The sequence below is a fragment of the Tumebacillus avium genome (assembly GCF_002162355.1).
GTDB classification, from domain to species: Bacteria; Bacillota; Bacilli; order Tumebacillales; family Tumebacillaceae; genus Tumebacillus_A; species Tumebacillus_A avium.
The window spans coordinates 4,501,514-4,527,632 of sequence record NZ_CP021434.1; the positions used below are offsets into that span (position 1 = coordinate 4,501,514).

Below are 26,119 nucleotides of genomic sequence, written 5' to 3' on the forward strand. Positions count from 1 at the left end.
TGACTTGTCCATGATGTTTGTATTAGGCGTATGCGTGCATGCCTTGGATCAGCAGGTTGACCCCGACGAGCAGGAACAGGATGACCACAAAGCCCGCGACCGCCATCCAAGCGGTGCGTGTGCTTTCCCAGCCCTGACGCAAACGCAGGTGCAGGTAGGCGGTGTAGTACAGCCAGGTGATCAATGCCCAAGTCTCTTTCGGGTCCCAGCTCCAGTAGGAGCCCCAGGCTTCCTGAGCCCAGATCATCGCGAAGACCAGCGCCCCGAGCGTAAAGACCGGGTAGCCGATCGCAACGGCACGGTAGGACAGCTCATCGAGCATGTCCGCATCGAGACCGCGCACCCAGCGCGAGATGGTCACGACCAGCGGCTTTCTGGCGATCAGGCGCAGCAGGCCGTACAAGACCAGCGAGCCGGCGATCGTCCAGAGGATCGTGTTGAACTGCACGGACGCGTTGGCGCCTTCCATCCAGGACGGTGCGTTAAACAGCGGCAAGGCGATGCCGAGGAACGTGGTCAAGGAGCCAAGTTCGGTGCCCGGAGGCCCCGCAAACGGCGGCATCTTGTACAAGAAGGCATGTTCTGCGGTCTGTGCGATCACTTCGTAGCCGCCGATGCGGAACGACAGCGAGATCGCGATAAACGACACCAGCGCGAAGAACAGATAGACGACAAATTCCAAGAACTTCGCTGCGCGCGACGCTTTCGTCACGTCGGTGACGACAAGCAGGTACATCAGACCTGCCGCAAAGGAGATCGTCAAGATCCCTTCGCCAAGCGCCGCGGTGGTGACGTGGATGCTGAGCCAGTACGACTGCAGCGCCGGGATCAGCGGCTTGACTTCGCGCGGGAACACCGACGCGTAGGCGAGGATGGTCAGGCCGACCGGCACGACAAACGCGCCAAGGCCCGGAACCTTATAAAAGAAGTTGATAACGACAAAGGCCAGCATGATCGTAAAGGCCCAGAAGCTCATGTACTCAAACATATTGGAGACAGGTGTGAATCCGGCCGAAACGCCGCGGGTGATCATCGCAGAGATCTGCAGCAACACCCCGGCCACCGCCAGGATATACCCCCATTTGGTCCATACGTTCGCTTTCCCTGCAGTTGTGCCTCTCATCTTGCTGCCTGTGACGCCTACGACGTACAGAATCGCGGAGATGAAGTATGCTGCCAGGGTCGAGCCGAAGAAGATGCTCGAAGCTGTCATCATTGCTCAGTTCCCTCCTTCCCTTGGGAAACATCAGATTGTGGTGTTTCTTCTTGTTGCGGTTCTTGTTGAAGTTCTTGTTGCGGTTCTTGCTTGGGCGCTACTTTCGGCGCTTTCGCTTTTGGCTTGGACTTTGGCTTGGCGGTGACCGCTTCGATGCCCAGCGGCGCGGTCGCCTTGTTGAACTCTTTGCTCATGCCGAGCCAGTTTTTGCTTGTGTTGGCGCCAATGTGCAGCACTCCATCTTCAAGTCTAGCCCAAATGCGGCGATGTTGGAAGTAGAAACAGAGCACGAGGCCCCACAATACCACCGCACACCCGGTGTAGACGACCGGAATCCCGAGGTCTTTTTGCAGGCGCAGGCCGGTCATGTTGAACAGCTCAACCTGCACAAGCTGGAGTTTGAACTGATAGTCCTGGCCGAGCATCTCTTCGACAAACGGCGCCAGCGGCATCATCCACTGCGTCTGCGGCTCCATGCCCGGCTTGGAGATCGCCAACTGCAGGCCCGGGTTGTACGGGTCGCGCGAGTTGGTGAACACCCCGCCTTTGTCCGGGTCGACCTTGATGTCCGGGTAGTAGTTGACCATGGTCAGCGTGTACTCCCCCGCTTTGTAACTCTGCTGCGGATCATTAAAGTCGATGTCGAACGTGCCAAACGACTTTCCGGTCTTCTTGTCGGTCAGCTCGACCTTGCCCTTTTTGAACATCGGGTTGGGGTCATAAGAGTTCTGGAAGATCAGCGTGTGATTGAATTTCAACGGTTCGTTGACGATCAGGTGCTGAGTCGCTTTGACCTCGTCCCCAACATAGACCGCCACGTCCGTCTCATATTTTTTCACGCGCGTTTGCGCTTTGTCGTAAAACTCCAGTTCGAAACCGTTGTTCTCTACGCCAAACCCAACTTCATCGACGTATTTGCGCTCGCCTTCTTTCAGCCAGACCATATCCGAGAAGTACGCGCCCGGGATCAGGCGGACAAAGACCCCGGCGATGATGATCAAAAGTCCGATGTGAATGATATAAGCGCCAAAGCGCGGCAGCCGCCCTTTTTCGGCGAGCAGCGCACCGCTCTCGCGGCGCAGCTTGTAGCGCTTTTTCTTCAGCTGTGCCGCCAGCAGGTCGATGTCCGCTTCCTCCGCGCCGTCTTTGGAAGCGTACAGGCGGTCGGAGCGGATCGCGATGACTTTGCGCGCGACCGGCTGATTTTTCAGCGACTTGTACAAGGGCACCACGCGCTCGATCGAGCAGATGATCAGCGAGATCGCCAGCATCAGCACGAGCGTGAGGAACCACCACGAGTTGTACATGTCGGACAAACCGAGGCGATAGTAGAGATCACCCGTTTTGCCGTAGGTGTCCATGTAGTAAAACTCCGGGTTGGGACTTGGGATCGCATTTTCCTGCGGATAGATCGTCCCGAGGATCGCCGTCAGAGCGAGCGAAACGATGATGACGATCGCCACTCTGACGGAAGCGAAGAAGTCCCAGACGTGATCGAAGAGGCTCTTTTGCTTTTGCTTCTTCTGCTTCTGTGTCTCAGCTTGTTGCACCTGCTTCATCTCCCAGCTTCAAGGAGCGGCTTCACGATGTTTTCGATGTAGGCAAAAGGCATCGGCATCTCCGCTTGATGGCGCAGCACGCCCTCGCGGTCGACGAAGAATGTGGTGGGAATCGGCTTCACCTGGTACAGGTCCCGCCCCACATTGCCTGTTTCATCTAACAAAATCGGGAAGGTCAAGCCGTAGGTATCGGCAAAACCTTGAATCGGTACCCGCTTTTCCTCCAGATTGACACCGAGAACGACCAGTCCTTGGTCTTGATAAGTCTCATATGCGTGTTGAATCGAAGGCATCTCCTCGCGGCACGGCTCGCACCACGAAGCCCAGACGTTGACCATGACGACTTGCCCCTTGTAGTCGGACAGCGAGACTTGCTTGCCGTCCAGCGTCGTCAGCGTAAAGTCGGGAGCCGGCTGGCCCGTCTCTAAGGAAACCGCGTTGTCCCTCTGATTGAAGTTGACCACGGCAGCCAGGATGCCAAGCGCCGCGATGAACAGGACCACGATGGTGATGACCTTGGTTCGGTTCGATTGATTGGACATTTCGCTTACACCTCAATACCAGAAAAAGACTAGATTCGACATACACCCACCGCTTATTATACAGGAACGTTTCGAAATGCTGGTGGTCCAGATGGTGACAACTTTATGAATAAAGAAGCCTGTCCGCAGCGGAAAGGCTTCTTTCTCCGTTTCCTTCTTCAGGAGCCGGTCATCCACGAGGCGGAGTTCTTCACCTCAGGGAAGCGGTTTTCAAAGCGCTGCAGAGGCTGTCCTTGTTCCAACGCCTCCGAATAGCTGCTCAGAAACTCGACCGCTTCCGGGTCTGCGGTGACATACACCTGGCCGATCGACCGGTCCATTTTTCGAATTTTTGCCACGATCGCCGCGGGCACATCGGCAGGCAGATTGCCGTCGAACGCATTGCGGATGCCGACATACGCGTCCTTGCCTGCGATGATCACCGCAGCTCCTTTGACCGCTTCCATCGACTCCAGTTCATACGCCATGCCGTGAGCGGAATACGCCTGGCGCTGCTTCGAGCGCACCGCCGAATTGCGTTCATCGGTGACGATCTGGCGGTCCTCCGCCGGCGGGCGATACCCTCCGTACGATTCCATGCCCTGCTCAGCGCGGGTGTCTTGCGTCGAGCGCACCTGCGCCTGCTGCTGCCCTTGCCGCTGCGGGCCCGGATCGGCCGACTGGTTGCAGCCGGCGAGCGTCCCTCCAAGCGCAGTTATAAGAAGCGAAAGCGTTACGTTGCGTGCCAGTTTGTCCATGATATCGGGTCTCCTTTGGAGCAGATTCTCTGCCCATAGAATGCCCCGTTTTTACCGATTGATTCCAGCGACCGCATACAGCCGCTCCACTTCCTGCGCGGTCAGTTCGCGCATCTCGCCATAGCGCAGACGCCCCAGTTTCAAAAAGGCGACCTGGGTGCGGTGCAGCGACTTGACTGGATGGCCAACCGCCTCGCACATCCGGCGCACTTGGCGGTTGCGCCCTTCGTGAATCGTGATCTCAAGCAAAGTTTCCCCTTTGCCCGACTCGACGATCTTGATTTTGGCCGGAGCGGTCGGGCCGTCTTCCAGCTCCACGCCAATGGCCAACTGTTTAGCCGTCTCGGCGCTGACATTGCCTCTGACCCAGGCCCGGTACGTCTTGTCGATCTCATGGCGGGGATGCATCATGCCATTGGCGAGCTCGCCGTCATTGGTCATCAGCAACAGGCCGGACGTATCGAGGTCAAGGCGTCCGACCGGGTAGACGCGCTGCTCGGAGCCGACAACGTCGACGACCGTTTTGCGGCCTTGCGGGTCGGAGGCGGTGGAGACCACGCCAATCGGCTTGTTCAGCATGATGTAGACTTTTTGTTCCGAATGAATCCCTTTGCCGTTCACTTCGATGCGGTCGTGATCCGGGTCCACCTTGGTGCCAAGCTCGGTGACCACCACGCCGTTGACGGTAACTTGTCCCGCCGTGATGATCTCTTCGCATTTGCGCCGGGACGCTACGCCCGCTTGGGCCAGCACCTTTTGCAGCCGTTCCGTTCTTTCCATGATCTTGTCACTCTCCCACGCTTTGGTTCCTCTGCTCACTCATTCTAATCAACCTCCCGTGCAAAATCAAATCCCCCGCATCGGGTCAATGCGGGGGACGGTCGATCCGTATTTTCAGTTCATGCCAGGGAAATTCAACGCCGGGACAGAGGTCGCCGTGCGCCATCAGCTTTTCCGGGTCGAATTTGAATGCAGAGGACAGCCGAAGCACCAGTTTGACCAGCACAAACATCTGCTCGCGCACCAGCCCCATATTTTCAATCGGTTCGGAGAAATCTCCTTCCACACACACATGAACGTGGTCATCATCAAGAAAATCCTGGGACGTCACGACCGTCCCATCTTTGCAGACATAAAAGTCAAACCCGGCCCGAGTCCGCGCGGGACAGGCAGAATCGTGCAACACAATTCCTGCAAATTCTCCCATACCTGACATCCCGCCCCTTCTGGATTCGTCATCAACCGAAAGCGTGGTAGTATCAGCATCATATGCACGGGAGGCTTGCCAAAGTGAACACGATTTTGCTGTAAAGTTTTAGTGAAAAATGAGATGCACAACGGCCAGCGACGCGATGACCGACGCGAGGTCGGCGAGCAGGCCGACTTTGACCGCATAGCGGGCGTTGCGGATGCCGACCGAGCCAAAATAGACGGTCAGCACGTACAAGGTGGTGTCGGACGCGCCTTGCATCGTCGAAGCCAGCTTGCCGAGATACGAGTCCGGCCCGTGCGCCTGAAAGATGTCGGTCATGATCGCCATCGAGCCGGAGCCGGAGATCGAGCGAAGCAAGGCCATCGGCAGGAACTCAGGCGGCACGCCAAGCGGGATCAGCAAAGGGTTCAGCGCGGAGATGAGCAGATCGAGCGCCCCCGATTCGCGAAACACGCTGACGGCGACCAGCATCCCGACCAGATGCGGCATCAGCTTGATCACCGTCGGCAAGCCGCCTTTGGCGCCGTCGATAAACGTTTCATAAACGGGAATCTTGCGAAAGATGTAGGCATAAGCCGGTATGAAGGCGATGATGACAGGCAGCGTCCACGCCGCGATGATCTGCACCAGTTCCATCATGCGCCGCCACCCCATTTCTTGCGTTCCCGGCTGCGGTACCAGCGGTCGAGGAACACGGCGGTCGTCGTCGCCAAGAAGGTGGCAAGCACGGTGCTGACCACGATCTCCGTCGGGTTGGTCGACCCGTATTGCAGACGCAGGCCGATGACGGTCGCCGGAATGATCGTCAGGCCCGACGTGTTGATCGCAAGCAACGTGCACATCGCGTCAGACGCCGTCTGTTTGTCCGGATTCAGATCCTGCAGTTCGCGCATCGCTTTCAGGCCAAGCGGGGTCGCCGCATTGCCAAGTCCCAGCATGTTGGCGCTCATGTTGGCAACGATCGAGCCCATCGCCGGATGATCCTTGGGCACCGACGGATACAAAAAGCGGGCCAGCGGATAGAGCACTTTGGCAAACGACTGCACCAGCCCCGCCGCTTCGGCGATCTTCATCAACCCTAGCCAAAACACCATGATCGAGAGCAGGCCGAAACACACGACCACGCCTTGCTTCGCCCCGTTTAACACCGCGTTGGTCACCAGATCCATCCGCCCGTTCAGCGCCGCGACGACAACGCCGGCCAGTATCATAAACACCCAGATCGCGTTGATCATCCCGTCACCCTCCTTTCCGTCAGCGGCTGATCATACTGGTGAACAGACCCTTCATTTTTTGCCAAAACGTCTCTTCCATCACATCGTGCCCAGCGAGGATCGGCACTGCACCGACCAGGCGTTCATCGAAGTAGATCTTCATCTCGCCGACTTTTTGCCCGGCGGCGATCGGCGCATCGAGGCTGTCATCGAGCTCGATTTTCCGGGTCAGCTTCTCCTGCTCACTTTCGCGCAAGGGGAAGTTGAACTCGTGTCCGATCACGACATCCACTTCTTTTTTCATGCCGTCTTCGACCGGCACGGTCTGCAGCACGTCATGCTCTTTGACGACCGGCATGAACTTGTACTTCTCGAAGCCGTAGTTGAGCAGGTTCGCATGGTCGTTCCAGTCGCTCGACGCATCGAGGGTCAGCACGGCGATCTGGCGTCCGTCTTTCGTCGCCGACGATGCCAGGCAGCGCCCCGCCGCTTTCGTGTAGCCGGTCTTGACGCCGTCCGCGCCGTCGTAGCGGTTGAGCATCTTGTTTTTGTTGTACATCTTGCGGTCCCACGCTTCGCCGGGCATCGGGATCGACTTGACTTTCGTTTTGACGATCTCAGCAAAGACGGGGTTGCGCAGCGCATACGCCGTCAGCACCGCCATGTCATGGGCGCTCGAATAATGCCCTTCGGCATCAAGTCCGTGCGGGTTGGCAAAATGCGTCTGTTTGAGGCCCAGCTCTTCGACTTTCTTGTTCATCAGCTCCACGAAGCCGGCCTCCGTTTTGCCGACGTGTTCAGCGACGGCGGTCGCTGCATCGTTGCCGGAGCGCAGCATGACGGCGTAGAGCAGGTCGATCAGCTTTTGCTTCTCGCCGACCTTGAGGTAGATCGAGGAGCCCTCTTTCCCGGAAGCGCGGGAGGAGACGGTGACCGTGCTGTTCAGATCGACGCCCGATTCGATGGCGACGATCGCCGTGATGATCTTGGTGAGCGAGGCGATCAGCATTTTCTCATCGCCGTTTTTCTCATAAAGAACGCGCCCGGTCTGCACGTCGATCACGGCAGCAGAATGGGCGCTGACCGATACTTCCTCGGCATACAAGCTGTGGGAAGCTGGGATCGCTTCCAGAAATGCGCTGCTCTTAGGGTCATGGTTAGCGGCTGCCGGCTGTACGGTCATGAACAGCATGGCCAGTGCAGCAGCGGCCGCGAGCGATTTCCGTTTCATCTCTGGTCCTCCACTCCTCACACATAGGTTCTGTCTGTCCTATGTATATGCACAAGCCCTAGGCTTATCCCACAAAGAAAAAGACGCCCCGGATCGGGACGCCTTTTGGACTGATCAAGATCTAGCAGTCGAACTGCGAGCCTTTGCCGTCATCCGCTTTGCGCATGCCGTTTTGGCCCTGGCCCTGACCTTGTCCGTTCTTGTTCTTTTTCATCATCTGATTGACCTTGTCGAACATTTGCGGCGCCAGATCGATCAGCTTTTCATACAACTGGTTGGGCCCTTCGGTCGAAAGCATTTTCACCTGGCCGTTGCCGACAACCAGGAACCCGATCGGCGTAATCGACACCCCGCCGCCGGCACCGCCGCCAAACGGCAGTTCCGCATCGGCGTTGTCGCCTTTCCCCGCTTCCAGCTCCGGGTCAAATTCCGAACCGCCAGCCGCAAAACCGAAGCCCACTTTCGAAATCGGCAAAATCACACTGCCATCCGGCGTTTCAACCGGGTCACCGACAATCGTGTTCACGTCGACCATCTCTTTGATGTTTTCCATGGCCGTTTGCATCAAGCCTTGGATCGGATGTTCCGCCATTTTGCGCCCTCCCTCAACCATAAAAATGCCAATTTGAGTCCTGCAAGTATAGCTTTGCCCGGCCAAAAACGGATTATGCAAGTGAGTTCGGTGCGAAATCCGGTGGCCTGAAAATGCGGTTTCACATCATAGAGCAGACGGGTTTTCACCGAGAAATATTGATGAAGAGCGGCAGCAGAGATCCCTTTTACGCCCCAGACCAGACCTGTGGTGTAGCCGGTCTGCGCCGCATCGCCCGTGCCAAACACCGTCCGCCACTTGAACGACTCGATGTGAAACGCTTTGGTCGTCTGCCGGATTGCACGCTTGTATTTGCCGACGCGCTTGCGGAATTCATTGATCGTCCGCAGGGCCTGTTGTATCTTTTCGACCGTGATCGTCACCCAGCCGCGCTTTTTCTTCGGTACGCCTTCGCCCGGTTCCGCTTTGACGCCGATTTTCCCGCTGCGCTCCATCAAGGCGACGGTCGGCACTTCAAATCCGGCTTTGACCAGCCCAAACAGCGCGCGCACACCGAGGTGCAGCCGATCGTCCCGGCCTTCCCGCTTGTAGTGGATTTCAACCGTGACGGGGAGCACCATCGTGAGCAAAAGAAAGACTGCCAGCGCCAGCAGCACGATCCAATACCACGCCATCCACGTGAACAGCGCGATGAACAGCGCCACCAGCACGATCGCAAACGCCAGCAGGAGTCCCCAAAGCCATTTCATGCGGTCCTCCTCCACATCTTCCAGATTCTTGACTAGCTTGCCCATTTGTTTCCTTTCCATACAAAAAAAGCCCGGGAATTCTCCCGGGCTGTTACTCGTCTTGGAACATGTCGGGCATCTGGAACAGCAGATGCTCTTCTTCTTCCGCCTCCAGATCGTCCATCGGCACGATCGCCGGCGGCGGGGGCAGCTCTTTCAGATCGCGCAGGCCAAAATATTCGAGGAACTCGCGCGTCGTGCCAAACAGGATCGGCCGGCCCGGCCCTTCGGCGCGGCCAACTTCCTTGATCAGCTGCTTGCTGAGCAAAGTGTTCACCGCCCGCTCCGATTTGACCCCGCGCACCTCTTCGATGCCGCCGCGGGTGATCGGTTGCTTGTAGGCGATGATCGCCAGCGTCTCAATCGCCGCCTGCGACAAAGTCGCGCTCTGCGGCTGATGGGCAAAGCGTTCAAAATACAAGGCGTGCTCCGGCCGTGTCGTCAGCTGAAACGCCCCGGCCACCTCGACGATGCGAATGCCCCGTCCGTCGCGGTTGAAGTCGGTCTGGAGGTCGTACAGGTAGTCCCGCGCGTCCTCCGGGTCGATCTCAAGAATGTCGGCGACCTGTTTGGCCTCGATGCCGTCACTGCCCGAGATGAACAGCAAACCTTCGATGACAGATTTGATTTCGTTTGAATCCAAGTGAATCACCTTGCTTGTTACAGAATGTTGTACGATTCAATGATGATTTCATCAAACAAGCCGCTCTGCAGACAACGCACCTTTTTCCCCTTCATCAGTTCGAGCAGGGCGAGAAACGAGACGATCAGCTCCGACCGTCTGCGGTACCCGCCGAGCAGGGCGGAGAATTCAATCCGGCCGCTGTTAAAAGCCAGCAGGCCGAGGATCTCCTCCATCCGCCCTTCGATCGACATCTCATCGCGATGGATGTTGGCCACGTACTCATCCGGCTGCGCTTTCTGCAAAGCTTTGCGAAAGGCATCGAGCAGGTCGAACAAGCTGACGCCTTCGACGGGGTTGGGGTCGACTTCCGGTGCGAACTGCTTGAGATTCTCCGGACGCCGGGTGAAGACCGAGTTGCGCATCTCCTCACGGTCTTTGAGGTCGGAGGCGAGCTGCTTGTATTTCTTGTACTCGATCAAGCGCTCCATCAGCGCCTGGCGCGGGTCGATCATCTCTTCGTCATAATCGATCAGCGGCACATCGAGCTCGATCGGGCGCGGCAGGAGCAGCCCCGACTTCATCGCCAACAGCTGCGAGGCCATGACGAGAAATTCGGAGGCGATCTCCAGATTCAGCTCCTGCATCGTCTGCAGGTACGAGAGATACTGGTCGGTGATCTGCGAGATCGGAATGTCGGTGATCTCCACTTCCGCCTTGTCGATCAAATGCAAGAGCAGATCGAGCGGCCCTTCAAACGACTCCAGCTTCAGCTGCAACAATTCTTTCTTGACGAGTTCCATCTACAGCAGCGCCTCGACCATCCCGAGCAGGAGATCGCCAAGCCGGTAGTAGATCGGCAGAATCACCACCGAGGTGAAGCCGAAAACGACGGCGAGCAGCAACACGAACGGGCCGTATTTTTCCACCGGGTGCAGTTTCAGCGCCAGACGCTGCGGCAGCAGGTCGCGCACGATCCAGTAACCGTCGAGCGGCGGGATCGGCACGAGGTTGAACAAGCCGAGAATCAGGTTCAGCGACACGACCGCTTCTACCAAGCGAATCACAAATCCGGTCCACACTTCGTCTTCGATGCCGAGGTTAAAGAAAAAGACCAGCAGGAAGCAAAAGATGATGGCGGTGATAAAGTTGGCAAGCGGCCCTGCGACCGTGGTCAAAATCTTGCCCACGCGCTTGTTGCCGCGGAAATTATACGGGTTAAACGAGACCGGTTTCGCCCAGCCAAAAGGGCCAAACAAGATCATCAGCGTCCCGAGCAGGTCCATATGTGCGACGGGATTTAAGGTGATGCGGCCTTCACGCTTCGGCGTGGGGTCGCCCAGACGATACGCGACAAACGCGTGTCCGAGCTCATGTACCGTAATGGCGATCAAAAACGCGATAACCCGAAACAGCAGGTCATCCATATCGAATCCGCTTAACAGCATAGGGGCCCTCCTTCGACCGTAGAAAAGTTCAAGCCTATCATATCATAAAAGACAGCAAAAGAGCACCTGCGACGTTTGGCAGGTGCTCTGTGCCGAGCATGGTACGGTTTACGGCTGGTTCGCTTTCATCTTGTCGCGCGGGTAATACAACGTCACGATCAGCGCGCCGATGCCAAACACGGCGACCAGCAAAAAGGCGTAGTGCAAGCCGCTGGCAAACGCATCGGACAGCCGCTCGACGATTGATGGCTCCAGCACCGCCCTTTTTTCCGGGTCGAGCAGGTTGTTCGTCGCTTCCAGCGGCGCCTGAATGTCCGGATCACCCTTCAGCAGGTCGAGGATGCGCGCGTTCATCACAGCGCCCATCACCGCCACGCCGACCGAAGAGCCCAGCGAGCGGATGAACTGCAAGGAGGCGGTCGCAATGCCGCGGCGGTTCCACGTCACCGCCGACTGCACGGAGACGAGGAAGGCAAGCGTGGTCAGCCCCATCCCCATCCCCAGCACGAGCAGCACGGCCATCGCATACCAGTAGGAGATCTCAGGCGTGACGAAGATCAGGAGCAGCGAGGAGATCCCGACCAGCGACGCACCGATCAGCGCCGTGCGCCGATATCCCCACTTGACCATGCGCGGGCCGCCGATGATCGATGCGATCGGCCAGCCGATCGAGATCGGGGTGAGCAAGAGCCCCGCCTCGGTCGCTGTGCCGCCCAGCACCCCTTGCGCGTAGGACGGCATATACGACGTGATGCCCATCAGCACCGCCCCGAGCAGGAAATTGGCGATCGACGCCACGGCGATCAGCGGCGAGCGGAACAGATCGAGCGGCAGCATTGGCTCAGAAGCTTTGCGCTCGTTGAACAGGAACCAGACGAAGACTACCGCCGCCACGCCAAACAGCCCGAGGATCTGCGGGGACAGCCAAGCGTATTGGTTGCCGCCGGTGAGCAGCGCGAACAGCAAAGCGGTCATCGAGACGGTCAGCGTGATCGACCCGAGATAGTCGATCTTGTGCTTCTTGCGCTCGATGTCTTCCTGCAAAGCAAAGCCGAGGATGAGGATGGTCAGCAGCGCGATCGGCACGTTGATGTAAAACACCCACGGCCAGTCGAGGTAGCTGACCATCAGACCGCCCAGCAGCGGGCCGACCACCGCCGACACGCCCCAGACGCCGCTGAACCAGCCCTGGATCTTCCCGCGCTCTTCCGCCGAGAAGATGTCACCGAGAATCGTCTGCGCCACCGCCATGATCCCGCCGGCGCCAAGGCCTTGAATCGTGCGGTAGATGATCAGCTCGACCATCGTATCGGCCAGCCCGCAGAGCACCGACCCGATGATGATCACAATCGAGCCGAGCATAAAGATGATCTTGCGTCCGTACAAATCGGACAGCTTGCCATAGATCGGCACGGTCACTGTCGAAGCGAGCAAAAAGGCGGAGAACACCCATGACATCAAGGGCAGTCCGCCCAGCTCTCCGATGATCGTCGGCATGGCAGTGCCGACGATCGACACGTCGATGGCAGCCAAAAAGTTCGCCATCATCACCGCCACCACAACGGCGGTGCGATTCGTTTTCGCCACAGGAACACGCCCCTTTATCACGAAATGCAAAATATTTATTTATGTACGAATTCGTCCATTCTCTATTGTAGAGGATGATTGGTTTAGTGTGCAATCCTAATCGAAAAATTACCCGTCGGCATAAAGAAACGCTTCCGTCCGCTGCAGCAGGATGGAAGCGTCTCTATGGTTATTTGATGATCTCTGGTTCGCCTTCTTCAAGCGGGCTGCCCGGGAACGGCGGCGTGATTTCATCGGTGGTGATGCCCCCGCCGGTGTTTTCCGGCTCCGGAACCGGGAACGGCGGTGTCACTTCGTCCATGTTCAGCTTGTTATTCGCATCAATATTACTCATGCACCCATTACCCCTTTGCTAATTCTCAACACTTTCTTTTACTGTAAACTCTTGTAAGCTAAAATTCAAGCAAAAAAAAGAGCGGTGTGCGTATTCGCACACCGCTCCCTGCCTGCCGACTTGAGCTTATTTGAATTGTTTGGTCAGGTTCGCCATCTCGATTGCGGTGACGGCAGCTTCCCAGCCTTTGTTGCCCGCTTTCGTGCCGGCGCGCTCGATCGCCTGCTCGATGGTATCGACCGTCAGGACGCCGAAGATCGTCGGCACGCCCGTGTCCAGCGCGACTTTGGAGACGCCTTTTGCCGCTTCGTTGCAGACGAAGTCAAAGTGCGGGGTGGACCCGCGGATGACCGCGCCGACCGTGATCACCGCGTCGTAGCGACCGGATTGCGCCATCTTTTGTGCGACAAGCGGGATTTCAAACGCGCCCGGCACCCATGCCACTTCCACATCGTCTTCTTCGAGGCCGTGGCGCTTGAATGCGTCCAAAGCGCCGCTGAGCAGCTTGCTGCCGATAAACTCGTTAAAACGGCCGACGACGACCCCCATCTTTAAACCGGTGCCAATCAGATTGCCTTCGTAAAACTTTGCCATGCTCAAAAACTCCTCTCAAGGGATCATGAATTGATTAAAGCGGCAGATTCACTTTGGTGCGGTCCTCTTCGCGAACGTGCAGCGGAACCGTTTCGGTGATCGTCAGACCGTAGCCTTCCAGCCCGACGAATTTGCGCGGGTTGTTCGACAAGAGGCGCATTTGCGTCACGCCGAGGTCGCGCAGGATCTGTGCGCCGATGCCGTAGTCAATGGTCTGACCTTTCGCAGGCGAGGCTACCTTGCCGCCTTCTCCGTACGCTTGCACTTTTTCGAGCAGCGAGTTTGCCCCGTCCATCGCCTGGCGCAGATGCAGGAGCACCCCGCTGCCATTTTCTTCGATCTCGCGCAATGCGGCGTGCAGTTGGGTGCCGCAGTTGCATTTGTGCGAGCCGAAGATGTCCCCGAGCGTGCACTCGTTGCGCACGCGGACCAAGGTGGGCTGGGTCGGGTCGATCTCGCCTTTGACCAGCGCCGCATGCTGCGTGCCGTCCAGCGTGTTTTTGTACACGGCGAGCTTAAACGTGCCGTAATCGGTCGGCAGCTCCATCTCCGCCGCGCGCTCGACCAGCTTTTCGCGGTCTTTGCGGTAGGCGATCAGATCGGCGATGGTGATCATCTTGATGTCGTGCTCCTCGGCGATCTTGATCAGATCGGGAACGCGGGCCATCGTGCCGTCCGCGTTCAGGATCTCGCAGATCACCCCGGCCGGATAGGAGCCGGCGAGCACGGCCAGGTCGATCGCCGCTTCAGTGTGCCCGGCGCGGCGCAGCACGCCGCCATCGCGGGCGACCAGCGGGAAGATGTGGCCCGGCTTTTTAAAATCATCCCCGGTCGTGCCGTCTTCGATCATCCGCTGGATCGTCACGGCGCGTTCATACGCGGAAATGCCGGTCGTCGTGCCGTGCTTGGCGTCGATGGAAACGGTAAACGCCGTGCCGTGCTGGTCGGTGTTATGCGACACCATCGGGCGCAGGTTGAGCTTTTCGGCGCGCTCCTCGGTGATCGGCACGCAGACCAGCCCCCGTCCGTGCGTGATCATAAAGTTGATCGTGTCGGACGTCGTTTTATCGGCGAGCGCGATAAAGTCCCCTTCGTTCTCCCGGTCCTCATCATCGACGACGATGACGACTTTGCCTTGTTTTAAATCTTCGACTGCAGCTTCGATTCCATGAAACATCTGCTCCGCCCCCTTTTACGCAAACCCGTTTTCCCGCAGGTAATCAAGCGTGATGCTCTGCTTGCCATTTGCAGCACCCGGCGCATACGGCAGCAACAGGCGCTCCACATATTTGCCGATGATGTCACACTCCAAGTTGACGAGCGATCCGACGCGGCGGTGGCGCAGCACCGTCACCTGCCACGTGTGCGGGATCACCGACACCCGAAACGAATCGCTGGCAACATCCATCACCGTCAGCGACACGCCGTCGATGGTGATCGAGCCCTTTTCCACCAGATAGCGCAACACTTCGGGCGGTGCAAAGAAACGGACGACCTTGGCGATGTCTTCGTCGACGATCTCCATGATCCGGCCGATGCCGTCGACGTGACCGGACACGATATGTCCGCCGAAGCGCTTGCCCATCGCCATCGCCCGCTCAAGATTGACCGGCGAGCCGACCGACAGCTCATGCAGCGTCGTGCGGCGCATCGTCTCCGGCACCACATCGACCGTAAACGAGCCGCCGTCATAATGCGTCACCGTCAAACAGATGCCGTTGACGGCGATCGAATCTCCCAAGGCGACGTCTTCCAAAATCGACGGCGCCCGCAATTTCAAATGAATCGCTTTGCCGGACGTTCGGATCTCCTGAACGCTCCCGACCTCTTCGATTAACCCGGTAAACATGCCTTACACCTCCGTGCGTTTCGGATAGCCGGTCAGACAGAGGTCATCGCCGAAGCGCTCTACAGTCCAATCTGCCAGTTCCACGGCGTCTGCCATCTGGTCAAACCCGGCGCCGCCGTACGGAGTCGGAGCCGCACCGCCGATCAGCTTCGGGGCGATAAACGAGATCACCTTGTTGATCAGCCCGGCCTGCAAAAACGCGCCGTTCACCGCCGCCCCGCCTTCGACGAGCAGATCGGTGATGCCGCGTGCAAACAGCACGTCCAACACCCCGCCCAGATCAAGCCCGTCTGCACCCAGCGGCACCGGGATCACCTCAACGCCTCGTTCGCGCAGCCGCTCTGACTTGGCAGCATCAGCATCCGGCCCGGTCAGAATCCACGTCTTCGCCTGTGCCGTATCGGCGACTTTCGCCGTCTCCGGCGTGCGCAGCGTCCGGTCGAGCACGATGCGCACCGGATTTTTCCCGCCGCCCTCCGGCAGACGGGTGGTCAGCTCCGGGTCATCGGCGAGCACCGTGCCGATGCCGACGAGAATGCCGTCCGCATGGTCGCGCAGCTGGTGCACATATGCGCGCGACTCCGCTCCGGTCACCCAGCGGCTGTCTCCGGTGTGTGCCGCAATCTTGCCGTCCAAAGTCATCGCGGTTTTCACCGTCACAAACGGCCGTTTGGCCAGCATGTTGTGAATAAACCGCTCATTGAGTTTCAGCGCCTCTTGCTCGAGGACGCCGACGTCCACTTTAATGCCTGCTTCCCGTATACGCGTGACACCGCGTCCTGCCACCATGGGATTGGGGTCGAGCATCGCTACGACCACCCGCTGCACTTTCGAGCGGATCACCAGATCCGCGCACGGCGGGGTGCGCCCATGATGGCTGCAGGGCTCCAGCGTCACATACAGCGTGGCGCCTTCCGCCTCATCGCCCGCCATGTGAAACGCATGGACCTCGGCGTGCGGCAGTCCGGCGCGCAGATGTGCGCCTTGCCCGATAATGCGGCCTTCCTTCACAATGACAGCTCCTACCAGGGGATTCGGATTGGTCTTGCCTTTTGCCATCGCAGCCAGCCCAAGCGCCGTTTGCATATAGTGCTTGTCATTCACACGAATCCACCTCCTGTTCACTGCGCAGAAAAAAAGCCCTGAAGTCAACAATCGACTTCAGGGCATGTTTCGCGCGCATACAGACGACAGGCATTTTGTACGCATCAAAAGAAAGCACCCTCAAAAAGGGGCAGCGTACCCTGCCATCCGCTCACTCATTCCTTCTCCCATCCGGACTATACCGTCGGTACTGGATTCGCACCAGTTCCTGCCTGTGAAGGCTCGCGGACTTAGCCTGCCTATGCCGAAGCAAAAGAGTCATCACCGCCGATTAGGAATTGACGGCCAGTTGCCGTCTCACCTTACCCTGAAGGAACTATATCATTGTAAGACCCAGTATAGCTTTCCTCAATGCCTAAGTAAAGTGAAAACTGGAACAATCATCCGACGTACAGATTTCCTTCCGGATACCGCACGTCTCCTTTGTTCCGAGTCGCTCTGGCAGCCAGCGCCAAGGCGATCGTCAGCGGGCCAAGACGGCCGATGAACATCATGATCATGATCACGAGCTGCCCCGCGTCTGACAGCACCGGCGTCAAATTCGTGGAGAGCCCAACCGTCGCAAACGCAGATGTTGATTCAAAGAGCAGGCGCAAGAATTCTTTCCCATCGGTCAGCACCAGCAGCATGGTGGCCAGAATGATCGTCATCGCCGAGATCACGGCGATCGTCAGCGACTTGTAGATGACCCTGGCCGAGACGGAGCGCCGGTAGACGACGGTGTGCTCCTTGTTTGTGATCACCGTCCAGACGAACAGGATGATGACCAGGGTCGTCACCGTCTTGATACCGCCCCCTGTCGAACCGGGAGAAGCTCCGACAAACATCAGCAGCACCGTCCAGAACTGCCCGCCTTCCGACATCGTCTCGTAGTTGACCGATGCATAGCCGGCTGTGCGCGCAGTCGTGGAAGCGAACGCCGAGGCCAGCCATTTGTCCCCATCCGACAAGTTGGCCATCGTGCCGGGGTTGTTGTGCTCCAGTTCATAATACCCAAGCGTGCCGAGCACCAGCAAAGCAAACGACATGATCAACACCAGTTTGGTATGTACCGACAAGCGGTGTTTGCGCGACGCCGTTTTGCGCCCCAGATCGACCATGACCGTAAAGCCCAGGCCGCCGAGGACGATCAGCCCCATCAGCGACAGGTTGACGAGCGGATCGCCCACATAATCGGCGACGCTCTTATAATCGCCAAACAGGTCAAACCCGGCGTTGCAAAACGCGGAGATCGCATGAAAGATCCCGTAGTACAACGCCCGTCCAAACGTAAAATCCTGTGCAAAGCGAATCGTCAGCAACATAGCAAAAAACAGTTCGATCCCCAGCGTAAACAAGACGACATTGCGTGTCAGCCGGATCAGTCCTTCCAGCGACGTGACGTTCAGCGACTCCTGGATCAACAACCGTTCCTTCAGCCCGATCCGCTTGCCGGTAAACATCAGCACAAACGTCGCCACCGTCATGAACCCCAGCGCCCCGACTTGAATCAGCGTGATGATCACGACTTCTCCAAACGTTGAAAAATAGGTAGCCGTATCGACGACGACCAGCCCGGTCACGCACACCGCCGAAGTCGCGGTGAACAGCGCGTCATGAAAAGGCAGCCCCTGGCCGTTTTCCGAAGCGATCGGCAGGGACAGCAAGATCGAGCCCAGCAAGATCAGCGTGGCAAAACCGATCACCAAAATGCGGGCCGGCGTCCAAAATTTTTGCCAGCGCTTTAACTTCCACTTCTTATTGTTTTTCATCGCAACCCCTCATCCCTTTGGGACTGTGCTTCCTCGAACGCTACCCTACATATACATTGCCTTCCGGATAGCGCAGGTTGGCCGGTTTCCCTTGGTGGCGGGCGGCCAGCGCCAACGCCATCGTCAGCGGGCCAAGACGCCCGATGTACATGACAATCAGCACGACGATCTTGCCCGGCTGCGACAGCTCCGGCGTCAGGTTCATCGAGAGGCCGACGGTCGACACCGCAGACACCGCTTCAAACAGCACATGCATGAAGTCCTGATCTTCGGTGAGCGACAGGATCATCGTCGTCAGCACGACCAGCACCGAAGACATCACAGCGATCGTCAGCGACTTATAGATCACGCGCGGCGCAATCGTCCGGTTGAAGACGACCGTCTGCTCCTTGTTCGTCACCACCGTCCAGACGAACAGCAGGATGACCAGCGCCGTCGTCGTTCGAATGCCGCCGCCCGCCGAGCCCGGCGATGCGCCGATGAACATCAGCATGATCGTCCAGAACTGCCCGGTTTGCGACATTTCCTCATAGTTCAGCGTAGCAAAGCCGGACGAGCGGGCTGTCACCGACGCGAAAGAGGCGGCAAGCAGCTTTTCCCCTTCCGACTTGTGGGCGAGCGTGCTGTGATTGTCATGCTCGAGCCCATAATACCCGAGCGTGCCCAGCACTAACAGCACAGCGGTCGCGATCAGCACCAGCTTGGAGTGCAGCATCAGCCGTTCGCGGCGGTTGACCAGTTTGCGCCAGAGGTCGGCCATCACAGCGAGTCCTAAGCCGCCCACTGTGACCAGCGTCATCACCGACACGTTGATCAGCGGATCACCCGCATAGTCGGCGAGGCTCTTGTAATCCCCAAACAAGTCAAAACCTGCATTACAGAAAGCGGCGACCGAGTGGAATACTCCATAGTAGAACGCTTTCCCAAGCGGCATATGCGTCGCAAAGCGCGAGGCAAGGATCACCGCAAACACAAACTCGATGAACAAGGTCATCAGCACCACGTTGCGGGACAGGCGGATCAGCCCTTCCAGCGTGGTGACATTGAGCGACTGCTGCAAGAGCAGCCGTTCCTTCAACCCGATCTTTTTGCCGGTCCAGATCGTCACAAACGTGGCGACGGTCATAAAGCCTAAGCCGCCGATCTGCACCAGCGTGAGAATGACCAGCTCGCCAAATAAAGAAAAATAACTTCCCGTATCAACAACGACGAGCCCTGTCACACAGATGGCCGACGTCGCCATAAACAAAGCATCAACAAAAGGCAGCCCTGCCCCGCTCTCGGTTGCGGCCGGCATCATCAGCAGCAGAGCTCCTGCAACCGCGAACACCGCAAAGCCGATCACCAGGATGCGCGCCGGCGTCAACGCTTTCTGCCAGCCTTTCAGCTGCCAAGCATGTTTTTTCGGCATGAAATCCCCTCAATATTTTCGCAATAGATTTGAATATAACGGAACGAACGCGCTTCTGCAAGCAATGATTTGTAAATTACTAACTTTGCAAACTTGGGCGTATGTATACTACAATGGTGGGTGGGTGAAAATTATGCGAAAACTTAGGCGAATGCTGACGACTTGCTGCATCTTGATTTGCCTCCTGACGTTCACTAGTATTTCCCATGTTCAGGCTGCTCATGATGAAAAAAAGCCGACCGGACTGACAGCCAAAGGCGCGGTGCTGTACGACCGGCAATCCGGCCAGTTTTTGTTCGAACAGCATCCTGACGAACAGCTCTACCCCGCTTCGATCACGAAAGTGCTCACCGCGATTCTCGCGCTGGAAAAAGGCGATTGGAACGCCAAGGTGAAAACATCGAAGCTGGCCCGGGAACAGGAAGGCAACCGCATCTACCTGGAGTATGATGAAGAGCAGACGCTCGGCAATCTGCTCTACGGCCTGATGCTGAATTCCGGCAACGACGCTGCTGTGGCGATCGCCGAACATATCGGCGGTTCTGTGGAGCAATTTGCTGTGATGATGAATGAAAAGGCGAAAGAAATCGGGGCGACACACACTCATTTCGTGACGCCCAGCGGTTTGCACGATGACGATCACTACACCACCGCACGCGATATGGCACTCATCTCTTCTTACGCAATGAACAACGAAACGTTTCGCAAAATCGTCGCAACCGAGACCCTGCCCTGGAAAGGTCAAGTCTGGGAGAGCGTTCTGGTCAACTTAAACCAAATGCTCTTCGAGTACGAAGGCGCCACCGGGATCAAGACCGGCTTCACCGACCAGGCCCAGCAGACGATCACCGTCTCCGCCAAGCGCGGCGACCGTGAACTGATCGCCGTCGTGATGGGAGTGGAGAACCGCCCCAAGATTCGCGAAGAGGCGACGCTTTTGCTCGATTATGGCTTTGACCAGTTTGTCACAAAAAAGGTGGCCGGGAAAGGCGACACGCTGCAGGCGTTCGATATGAACGGCACGCCTGTACACGCCGTGCTGGCCGCCGACATCTACCGCACCGTCCCGCAAGAAAGCAGCACCAAGTTTCAAGCGGTTGCGCACATCAACGTGCCCCAAGCTCCGTTTGCAAAAGGCGACCGGGTCGGCACTGTCGACTATTTTCAAGACGGCGAGAGGATCATCACGGCCGACCTGTTGTCTGACAGCGATGTGGCAGCTTTGCCGTCTACAGAAGCGGCGCTCGTCACGGAAGACAAGTTCCTGCTGCTGAGCGCCTTGATCGCCGTACTGCTGGTTGTCCCGAAACGACTCGGCAAACTCAAAAAAACATCCCGTACGCTCTAAGCGCCTGATCGGTTCCCAACCGGTTGGGCGTTTTTTGCATCCGCATGATTTTCCACAATTTTCGACAAAATTCTACAGTTCTCACATTGAGTTTTTCCGAATAATCATGTACAATTATATCGAAACGTTCGGCTTTTCAGTTGTACTTATTTTATATCTCATTCTTGATAAGGATGGTGTACCATGACGCCACAATCCAAGAAATTTACGTCCGTTCTGCTCAGCGCGATGCTGTCTGCAGGCCTGATCGCGGGGATGCTCCCCGTTCTGCACACCAGCGCGGCAGCTGTAACCTACCCGCTGATCACTGAAGTGTACGCAGACACCAACGTCTCCTATGAACCGGAAGAGTTTATCGCCGTCACCAACCCGACCGCGTCTTCCCTCTCCATCGGCGGCTGGTACCTGCAAGTCGGCTCGAACAAACTGGTCTTTCCGGCCGGCACATCGCTTGCCGCCGGTCAAACGGTGTACGTGACCAAGACGGCCACCACGTTTAACAGCGAAATGTTGTTCCAAGCGAACTTTGAATATGGCAGCAACTCCGACAACGCCGTGCCGCAGATGACGCTCACCGGCTCCGTGCCGAGCCTGGCAAACGCCGGCAGCGCTGTCTACCTCTACAACGCGAGCGGCGTAAACATCGACGCGATTGCGTATGGCACCGGGTCAGCAACCACCGGCTGGACCGGCGCATCTGTACCGAACGTATCGGCAGGCACGCTGTTGGTGCGGGAGAAAGACGAAGTATCCGGCCAATACCCGGACAGCAACGCAGCTTCCGACTGGGAACACCTGCGCGTCTACCAGGCCGGCCAATCGCGCTTTGGCGCACCGACCTACTCCTACGCCGGCACGATCCAGCCGTATTCGTCGCCCGACAACAGTTTTGCGACGCTTGCGAACCTGATCAACTCGGCGACGACAAGCATCGACCTGAACGTGTATGAATTCCAATCCCTGCAACTGCTTGACGTGATCAAAAACGCACTGGCGCGCGGCGTGAATGTCCGCGTCTTCCTCGAAGGGCAGCCGGTCGGCGGATTGGTCGACGACAGCAAATACGTCTCCCAGCAGATCGTAAACGCAGGCGGCCAAGTGCGCTACATCATCTCCGACACGTCCAACGGCATCTACAAGCGCTACCGCTTCGACCACGCCAAATACGCGATCGTCGACGGCAAAAGCGTCTTCACCCAGTCGGAGAACTGGAAATCGACCGGCGTGCCGTACAACCAAAACTACGGCAACCGCGGCTGGGGCATCATCGTCAACGACACGCAGACCGCCCAGTTCTTCAGCGGCATCTTCAACAGCGACTGGAACACCCTGTCTAAAGACTCCTTCCCGTACACGGCGAACAACACCAAATACGGCGCTCCGGCCGGCGGTTTCAAGCCGGACACCAGCACGCCGCCGACGGGCAGCTATGCGGGCGGCTTCAAGAGCAAAGCGGTCAACGGCGAGTTCCGCGTGACGCCGATCTTCGCGCCGGACAGCACCTACCTGCAGCAAAACTCGATCATCGGCCTGGCGCGTCAGGCGCAGGACACCTTGCTCGTGGAGCAGCTCTACATCCACAAGCACTGGGGTACGACCTCCTCCGGCAGCGTGGAGACCACGCCTGACATCTACTTGGAAGAAGTGATCGATGCCGGACGCCGCGGCGTCAAAGTCCGCGTGCTGCTCGACTCGGCGTTCCTCGATGCGAGCGACCCGCGCGACAACCAGTACACCGTGCAATACATCAACGGGATCGCAGCGGCTGAAGGCCTCGACATGCAGGCGAAGCTGATCGACCTCCCGGCGGTTGGCATCGAAAAAATCCACAACAAAGGCATGATCGCCGACAGCAACAAATCGCTGATCTCCTCGATCAACTGGTCGGATAACTCGCCGTCCAACAACCGCGAAGCGGGCGTGATCGTCGAAAACACCGAAGTTGCAGCGTACTACGAGTCCCTGTTCTGGCACGACTGGACGGGCGGCGCGCAGTCCTGGAACCCGGAGACGGCAAAAGGCACCGCGAACATCCAGATCAACGAAGTTATGTACCAGACGGGCGGCTTTGACGCGACTCGCGAATATGTGGAGCTGTACAACCCGAACAATGCATCGTATGACCTGACCGGCTATAAGCTGTCCAACAAATCGGGCAACTACACCTTGCCGTCCGGCACGGTGATCCCGGCGCACTCCTACCTGATGGTCGGCAAAGACAGCACCGGCTTCTCCGCCTACAAAGGCTTTGGCCTCGACGTGTCCGGCATGAGCCTGACCTTGACCAACACCGGCGACAACCTGCTCTTGAAAAACAGCGCAGGCACCACCGTCGACAATGTGGCTTGGAACAATTACGTGACCAACTGGTCCCTGTACACCAATGACGGCCAGGTGCTGTCCCGCAAGTCCCCGACGCTTGATACCAACGCGTCGAGCGACTGGATGGTCACCCTGCCGAACCCGAAAAAATAACATGCACAACACGCAAAAAGAGCATCCCGCTTGGGGATGCTCTTTTTTGCTTAGAGGAACTCGGGGCAATACCCGGGAGTCCCGGTATAGAAACAGTGATTCTTGAAGGCAAATTGAAACTGGGTTTTCGGCGAACGGGGCATCTGCGGCGTACAGGCGATCCGATAGCGTCGGCCCGGAGACGGGTTGAAAAACCACAGGGACCGTCTGGCCAACGCATCAACTCTGCCGTTGGCCAACTGGCGGGCGCGGTTGAGATCTGCCGAAGACGGACGCATCTTGTAGATCTCGCCGTTTTGCACCGGTTCAAACGGCGAGCGCTGCGGACCAAATTTGCCATAGATCGCTTGCGGGATGGTGCGAAGATTATGGAAGTCAGGTCTGCAGTCTGCCACAACCCGATTGACCAACACGCTCCCGACCAACTCCTGCCCGCGGCGTCCTTCCCCGCGCGCTTCCGCCTGCATCAACTGCGCCAACAATCTGATATGTGCACTGTTCGCCTTCACTCTGCGCATCGGCATGTCTTCACCCTCTATCGTCTCAGATACGATCAGGATATTGACCTGCCCCGCAATCGGTTACCATTATTTCCGCGAAAATAAGATTTTCCTCCACCGCTCGACAACTTTTCCCCACAACAAAAAGCCCGCCGGTGCTGCTTACGCAGCGGCCCGACGGGTGAAGAAAGTCGCAATGAAGGGCCAAAGCGGCTGGACGAAACCGATCACGCTTTGGAAGATCCCAAAGAACTGGACAATACGCGGCAGAAAAGAGAACAGCAATGCCATGCAGAACCCCTCCTTTCATCTCTAGCTTATGCAGGAAAGGAGGGACTTGCCTTCCGCGCTTGACCCTTACTTGTTGGACAAGACGCCGCTGGTCAGACGCGCCGGGATCAGGTCGTGCGAGACTAGGTCGTCGTGGCTCTCGCGCTTGACGACGAGGTCCGCCTGCCCGTTTTGCACAAACACCACCGCCGGACGGGCGATGCGGTTGTAGTTGCTCGCCATCGAGTAGCCGTACGCGCCGGTGCAGGAGACGGCTAGGATGTCGTCCGCTTTGACCTGCGGCAATTTCACATCCCAGATCAGCATGTCGCCCGACTCGCACGCTTTGCCCGCCACAGAGACAAGCTCGTCACGCTCTTCATTGGCGCGGTTGGCGAGCATCGCTTCATACACCGCCTGGTACAGCGCCGGACGCGGGTTGTCGGTCATCCCGCCGTTGACGGAGACGTACTTGCGCACGCCCGGGATGTCTTTGGTCGAACCTACCGAGTACAGCGTCGTGCCGGCCGCGCCGACGATCGAACGGCCCGGTTCAATGACGATCTCCGGATAGGTCAGCTGCAAACGGTCAAATGCGGTTGTCACCGCCGCAGTGATCGCCGCGATGTACGCCTCTGCCGTCAGCGGCGTGTCTTCTTCCGTGTAGCGGATGCCAAATCCGCCGCCGACGTTCAGCTTGTGCAGGTCGTTTGCGCCAAGTTCACGCACGCACTTCCCAAAAAACTCCGCGACGATGTCGACCGCAGCCGTGAAGCCGTCCGTTTCAAAAATCTGCGAGCCGATGTGCGAGTGCAGCCCGATCAGGCGCACGCCCGGCGTGGTCAGCGCTGCCACAACGGCGCGCTTGGCCATGTCGCCTTTCATATCAAAGCCAAACTTCGAATCTTCCTGTCCGGTGGAGATGTACTCATGGGTATGAGCTTCCACCCCCGGTGCCAGACGCAGCAAAATGTCGGCGATGACGCCTTTTTCGCTGGCCAAAGCGCCGAGCAGTTTCAGTTCGTGGAAGTTGTCGACCACAAATTCCCCGATGCCGGCGGTCAACGCCAGTTCGATCTCATCCGGGGTCTTGTTGTTGCCGTGGAAATGGATGCGCTCCGCCGGGAAGCCTGCTTGCAGCGCCGTGTAGAGTTCCCCGCTCGACACGACATCGAGAGCCAATCCTTCTTCGTCGATGATGCGGCACATCGCCAGCGTGCAGAACGCTTTCGATGCATAGGCAACTTCGTAGCGCAGACCCGATTTTTCAAACGCCTGCTTATACGCGCGAATCGTCTCGCGCATCATCGCTTCATCGTACACATACAAAGGCGTGCCAAACTGTTTGACCAGCTCGGTGGTGTCCACGCCGCCGATCTCCAAATGTCCTTGCTCGTTGATGCGACTCGTCCCGTGCAGATACATCTCCTGTTAATCTCCTCTCCAACCTCTCAAACCCGTTTTCTTCCAGCCAGACAACAAAAAAACGGCCGGCGTCAAAGGGAGTGCGCCGACCGTTTTTGGATTTATCGAAATAGAGCAGAATGTTCCAAAACCAGATCTGATCCCCTCAACTCATGAAGTAGCGCATCACCAGCAGAACAAAACAGACTCTGTGGTGACAGTCCGACATTTGTTTAATGCCGGCCCAGCAGCGAACCCATGGCAGGCTCTCCGCTTCGGCGGTCAGCCTTTCCCTCATTCATCATCAGTGGGCCACCACTTCCGAACCGGTACTCATCTTACCCGCGCCTCTACCCCACTCGTACGAAT

General features: G+C 57.8%; 27 protein-coding genes and 2 riboswitches. Of the genes, 2 read left to right on the plus strand and 25 right to left on the minus strand.

Going from position 1 to position 26,119, the window contains the following annotated elements; translation table 11 throughout:
• Window positions 1–22: 22 nt before the first annotated feature.
• From ccsB to CBW65_RS20870, 22 genes are all read right to left on the minus strand, one after another.
• Complete coding sequence (gene ccsB / locus CBW65_RS20770) at window positions 23–1,216, minus strand: c-type cytochrome biogenesis protein CcsB (RefSeq protein ID WP_232463384.1); 1,194 nt, start codon at window positions 1,214–1,216, stop codon at window positions 23–25.
• A complete protein-coding gene (gene resB, locus CBW65_RS20775) occupies window positions 1,213–2,766 on the minus strand; it encodes a cytochrome c biogenesis protein ResB (RefSeq protein WP_198299679.1) in 1,554 nt (517 codons plus the stop codon). Before resB ends, ccsB begins: the two co-directional genes overlap by 4 nt.
• A gap of 5 nt (window positions 2,767–2,771) precedes the next feature.
• Complete coding sequence (locus CBW65_RS20780; RefSeq protein WP_087458486.1) at window positions 2,772–3,317, minus strand: TlpA disulfide reductase family protein; 546 nt, start codon at window positions 3,315–3,317, stop codon at window positions 2,772–2,774.
• 158 nt (window positions 3,318–3,475) lie between these two features.
• Window positions 3,476–4,054: a YhcN/YlaJ family sporulation lipoprotein gene (locus CBW65_RS20785; RefSeq protein WP_087458487.1), complete on the minus strand. Its 579-nt coding sequence runs from the start codon at window positions 4,052–4,054 to the stop codon at window positions 3,476–3,478.
• Window positions 4,055–4,105: 51 nt separating this feature from the next.
• On the minus strand, window positions 4,106–4,834 hold the full coding sequence (locus CBW65_RS20790) for a pseudouridine synthase (protein ID WP_087458488.1): 729 nt from the start codon (window positions 4,832–4,834) through the stop codon (window positions 4,106–4,108).
• Window positions 4,835–4,919: 85 nt separating this feature from the next.
• Window positions 4,920–5,261 carry a hypothetical protein gene (locus tag CBW65_RS20795; protein WP_087458489.1) on the minus strand — a complete coding sequence of 114 codons (342 nt, stop codon included), beginning with the start codon at window positions 5,259–5,261 and terminating at the stop codon, window positions 4,920–4,922.
• 108 nt (window positions 5,262–5,369) lie between these two features.
• A complete protein-coding gene (locus tag CBW65_RS20800; RefSeq protein ID WP_087458490.1) occupies window positions 5,370–5,906 on the minus strand; it encodes a spore maturation protein in 537 nt (178 codons plus the stop codon).
• Window positions 5,903–6,502 carry a nucleoside recognition domain-containing protein gene (locus CBW65_RS20805; protein WP_087458491.1) on the minus strand — a complete coding sequence of 200 codons (600 nt, stop codon included), beginning with the start codon at window positions 6,500–6,502 and terminating at the stop codon, window positions 5,903–5,905. The genes CBW65_RS20800 and CBW65_RS20805 overlap by 4 nt, the downstream gene beginning before the upstream one ends.
• Window positions 6,503–6,521: 19 nt before the next feature.
• Window positions 6,522–7,712 (minus strand): D-alanyl-D-alanine carboxypeptidase family protein, encoded by a 1,191-nt coding sequence (locus tag CBW65_RS20810; protein WP_232463385.1) that lies wholly within the window; start codon window positions 7,710–7,712, stop codon window positions 6,522–6,524.
• A 121-nt stretch (window positions 7,713–7,833) separates the two neighbouring features.
• Window positions 7,834–8,304, minus strand: coding sequence for a GerW family sporulation protein (gene ytfJ, locus CBW65_RS20815; RefSeq protein WP_087458492.1), 471 nt, complete (start codon window positions 8,302–8,304; stop codon window positions 7,834–7,836).
• Window positions 8,277–9,014, minus strand: a complete 738-nt coding sequence (locus CBW65_RS20820; RefSeq protein WP_157722100.1) for a DUF2953 domain-containing protein — start codon at window positions 9,012–9,014, stop codon at window positions 8,277–8,279. Before CBW65_RS20820 ends, ytfJ begins: the two co-directional genes overlap by 28 nt.
• Window positions 9,015–9,105: 91 nt before the next feature.
• Window positions 9,106–9,696 (minus strand): SMC-Scp complex subunit ScpB, encoded by a 591-nt coding sequence (scpB, locus tag CBW65_RS20825; RefSeq protein WP_087458494.1) that lies wholly within the window; start codon window positions 9,694–9,696, stop codon window positions 9,106–9,108.
• Between the two features lie 17 nt (window positions 9,697–9,713).
• Window positions 9,714–10,478 (minus strand): segregation and condensation protein A, encoded by a 765-nt coding sequence (locus tag CBW65_RS20830; RefSeq protein WP_087458495.1) that lies wholly within the window; start codon window positions 10,476–10,478, stop codon window positions 9,714–9,716.
• Window positions 10,479–11,123 carry a site-2 protease family protein gene (locus CBW65_RS20835; RefSeq protein WP_087458496.1) on the minus strand — a complete coding sequence of 215 codons (645 nt, stop codon included), beginning with the start codon at window positions 11,121–11,123 and terminating at the stop codon, window positions 10,479–10,481. It lies immediately after the preceding gene.
• Between the two features lie 108 nt (window positions 11,124–11,231).
• Entirely contained in the window at window positions 11,232–12,710 is a 1,479-nt protein-coding gene (locus tag CBW65_RS20840; protein WP_232463386.1) for an MDR family MFS transporter, read from the minus strand.
• A gap of 169 nt (window positions 12,711–12,879) precedes the next feature.
• Window positions 12,880–13,044, minus strand: coding sequence for a hypothetical protein (locus tag CBW65_RS24415; RefSeq protein ID WP_157722101.1), 165 nt, complete (start codon window positions 13,042–13,044; stop codon window positions 12,880–12,882).
• Between the two features lie 126 nt (window positions 13,045–13,170).
• Complete coding sequence (gene ribH, locus CBW65_RS20845; RefSeq protein ID WP_087458497.1) at window positions 13,171–13,638, minus strand: 6,7-dimethyl-8-ribityllumazine synthase; 468 nt, start codon at window positions 13,636–13,638, stop codon at window positions 13,171–13,173.
• A gap of 34 nt (window positions 13,639–13,672) precedes the next feature.
• Window positions 13,673–14,815, minus strand: a complete 1,143-nt coding sequence (ribB, locus tag CBW65_RS20850; RefSeq protein WP_087458498.1) for a 3,4-dihydroxy-2-butanone-4-phosphate synthase — start codon at window positions 14,813–14,815, stop codon at window positions 13,673–13,675.
• Between the two features lie 15 nt (window positions 14,816–14,830).
• Complete coding sequence (locus CBW65_RS20855; protein ID WP_087458499.1) at window positions 14,831–15,487, minus strand: riboflavin synthase; 657 nt, start codon at window positions 15,485–15,487, stop codon at window positions 14,831–14,833.
• A 3-nt stretch (window positions 15,488–15,490) separates the two neighbouring features.
• Entirely contained in the window at window positions 15,491–16,591 is a 1,101-nt protein-coding gene (gene ribD, locus CBW65_RS20860) for a bifunctional diaminohydroxyphosphoribosylaminopyrimidine deaminase/5-amino-6-(5-phosphoribosylamino)uracil reductase RibD (RefSeq protein WP_408646513.1), read from the minus strand.
• A 155-nt stretch (window positions 16,592–16,746) separates the two neighbouring features.
• A riboswitch (FMN riboswitch) is annotated at window positions 16,747–16,910 on the minus strand.
• Between the two features lie 61 nt (window positions 16,911–16,971).
• Window positions 16,972–18,342 (minus strand): TrkH family potassium uptake protein, encoded by a 1,371-nt coding sequence (locus tag CBW65_RS20865; RefSeq protein WP_087458500.1) that lies wholly within the window; start codon window positions 18,340–18,342, stop codon window positions 16,972–16,974.
• A gap of 40 nt (window positions 18,343–18,382) precedes the next feature.
• Window positions 18,383–19,753 (minus strand): TrkH family potassium uptake protein, encoded by a 1,371-nt coding sequence (locus CBW65_RS20870; RefSeq protein ID WP_087458501.1) that lies wholly within the window; start codon window positions 19,751–19,753, stop codon window positions 18,383–18,385.
• 133 nt (window positions 19,754–19,886) lie between these two features.
• On the opposite strand from CBW65_RS20870, the gene CBW65_RS20875 reads away from it, so the two are divergent.
• Together CBW65_RS20875 and CBW65_RS20880 are read left to right on the plus strand one after the other, a co-directional pair.
• On the plus strand, window positions 19,887–21,101 hold the full coding sequence (locus CBW65_RS20875; RefSeq protein ID WP_198299680.1) for a D-alanyl-D-alanine carboxypeptidase family protein: 1,215 nt from the start codon (window positions 19,887–19,889) through the stop codon (window positions 21,099–21,101).
• 183 nt (window positions 21,102–21,284) lie between these two features.
• Complete coding sequence (locus CBW65_RS20880; RefSeq protein WP_087458503.1) at window positions 21,285–23,576, plus strand: lamin tail domain-containing protein; 2,292 nt, start codon at window positions 21,285–21,287, stop codon at window positions 23,574–23,576.
• Window positions 23,577–23,626: 50 nt separating this feature from the next.
• Here CBW65_RS20880 and CBW65_RS20885 read toward each other — a convergent pair whose 3' ends face one another.
• The 3 genes from CBW65_RS20885 to lysA all read right to left on the minus strand — a co-directional run bounded on the left by CBW65_RS20885 (window position 23,627) and on the right by lysA (window position 25,771).
• On the minus strand, window positions 23,627–24,100 hold the full coding sequence (locus CBW65_RS20885) for a cell wall hydrolase (RefSeq protein WP_232463387.1): 474 nt from the start codon (window positions 24,098–24,100) through the stop codon (window positions 23,627–23,629).
• A gap of 138 nt (window positions 24,101–24,238) precedes the next feature.
• On the minus strand, window positions 24,239–24,367 hold the full coding sequence (locus tag CBW65_RS25195; protein ID WP_269767972.1) for a hypothetical protein: 129 nt from the start codon (window positions 24,365–24,367) through the stop codon (window positions 24,239–24,241).
• A 66-nt stretch (window positions 24,368–24,433) separates the two neighbouring features.
• Window positions 24,434–25,771, minus strand: a complete 1,338-nt coding sequence (gene lysA / locus CBW65_RS20890) for a diaminopimelate decarboxylase (protein ID WP_087458504.1) — start codon at window positions 25,769–25,771, stop codon at window positions 24,434–24,436.
• A gap of 150 nt (window positions 25,772–25,921) precedes the next feature.
• Window positions 25,922–26,111, minus strand: a riboswitch (Lysine riboswitch).
• Window positions 26,112–26,119: the final 8 nt, after the last annotated feature.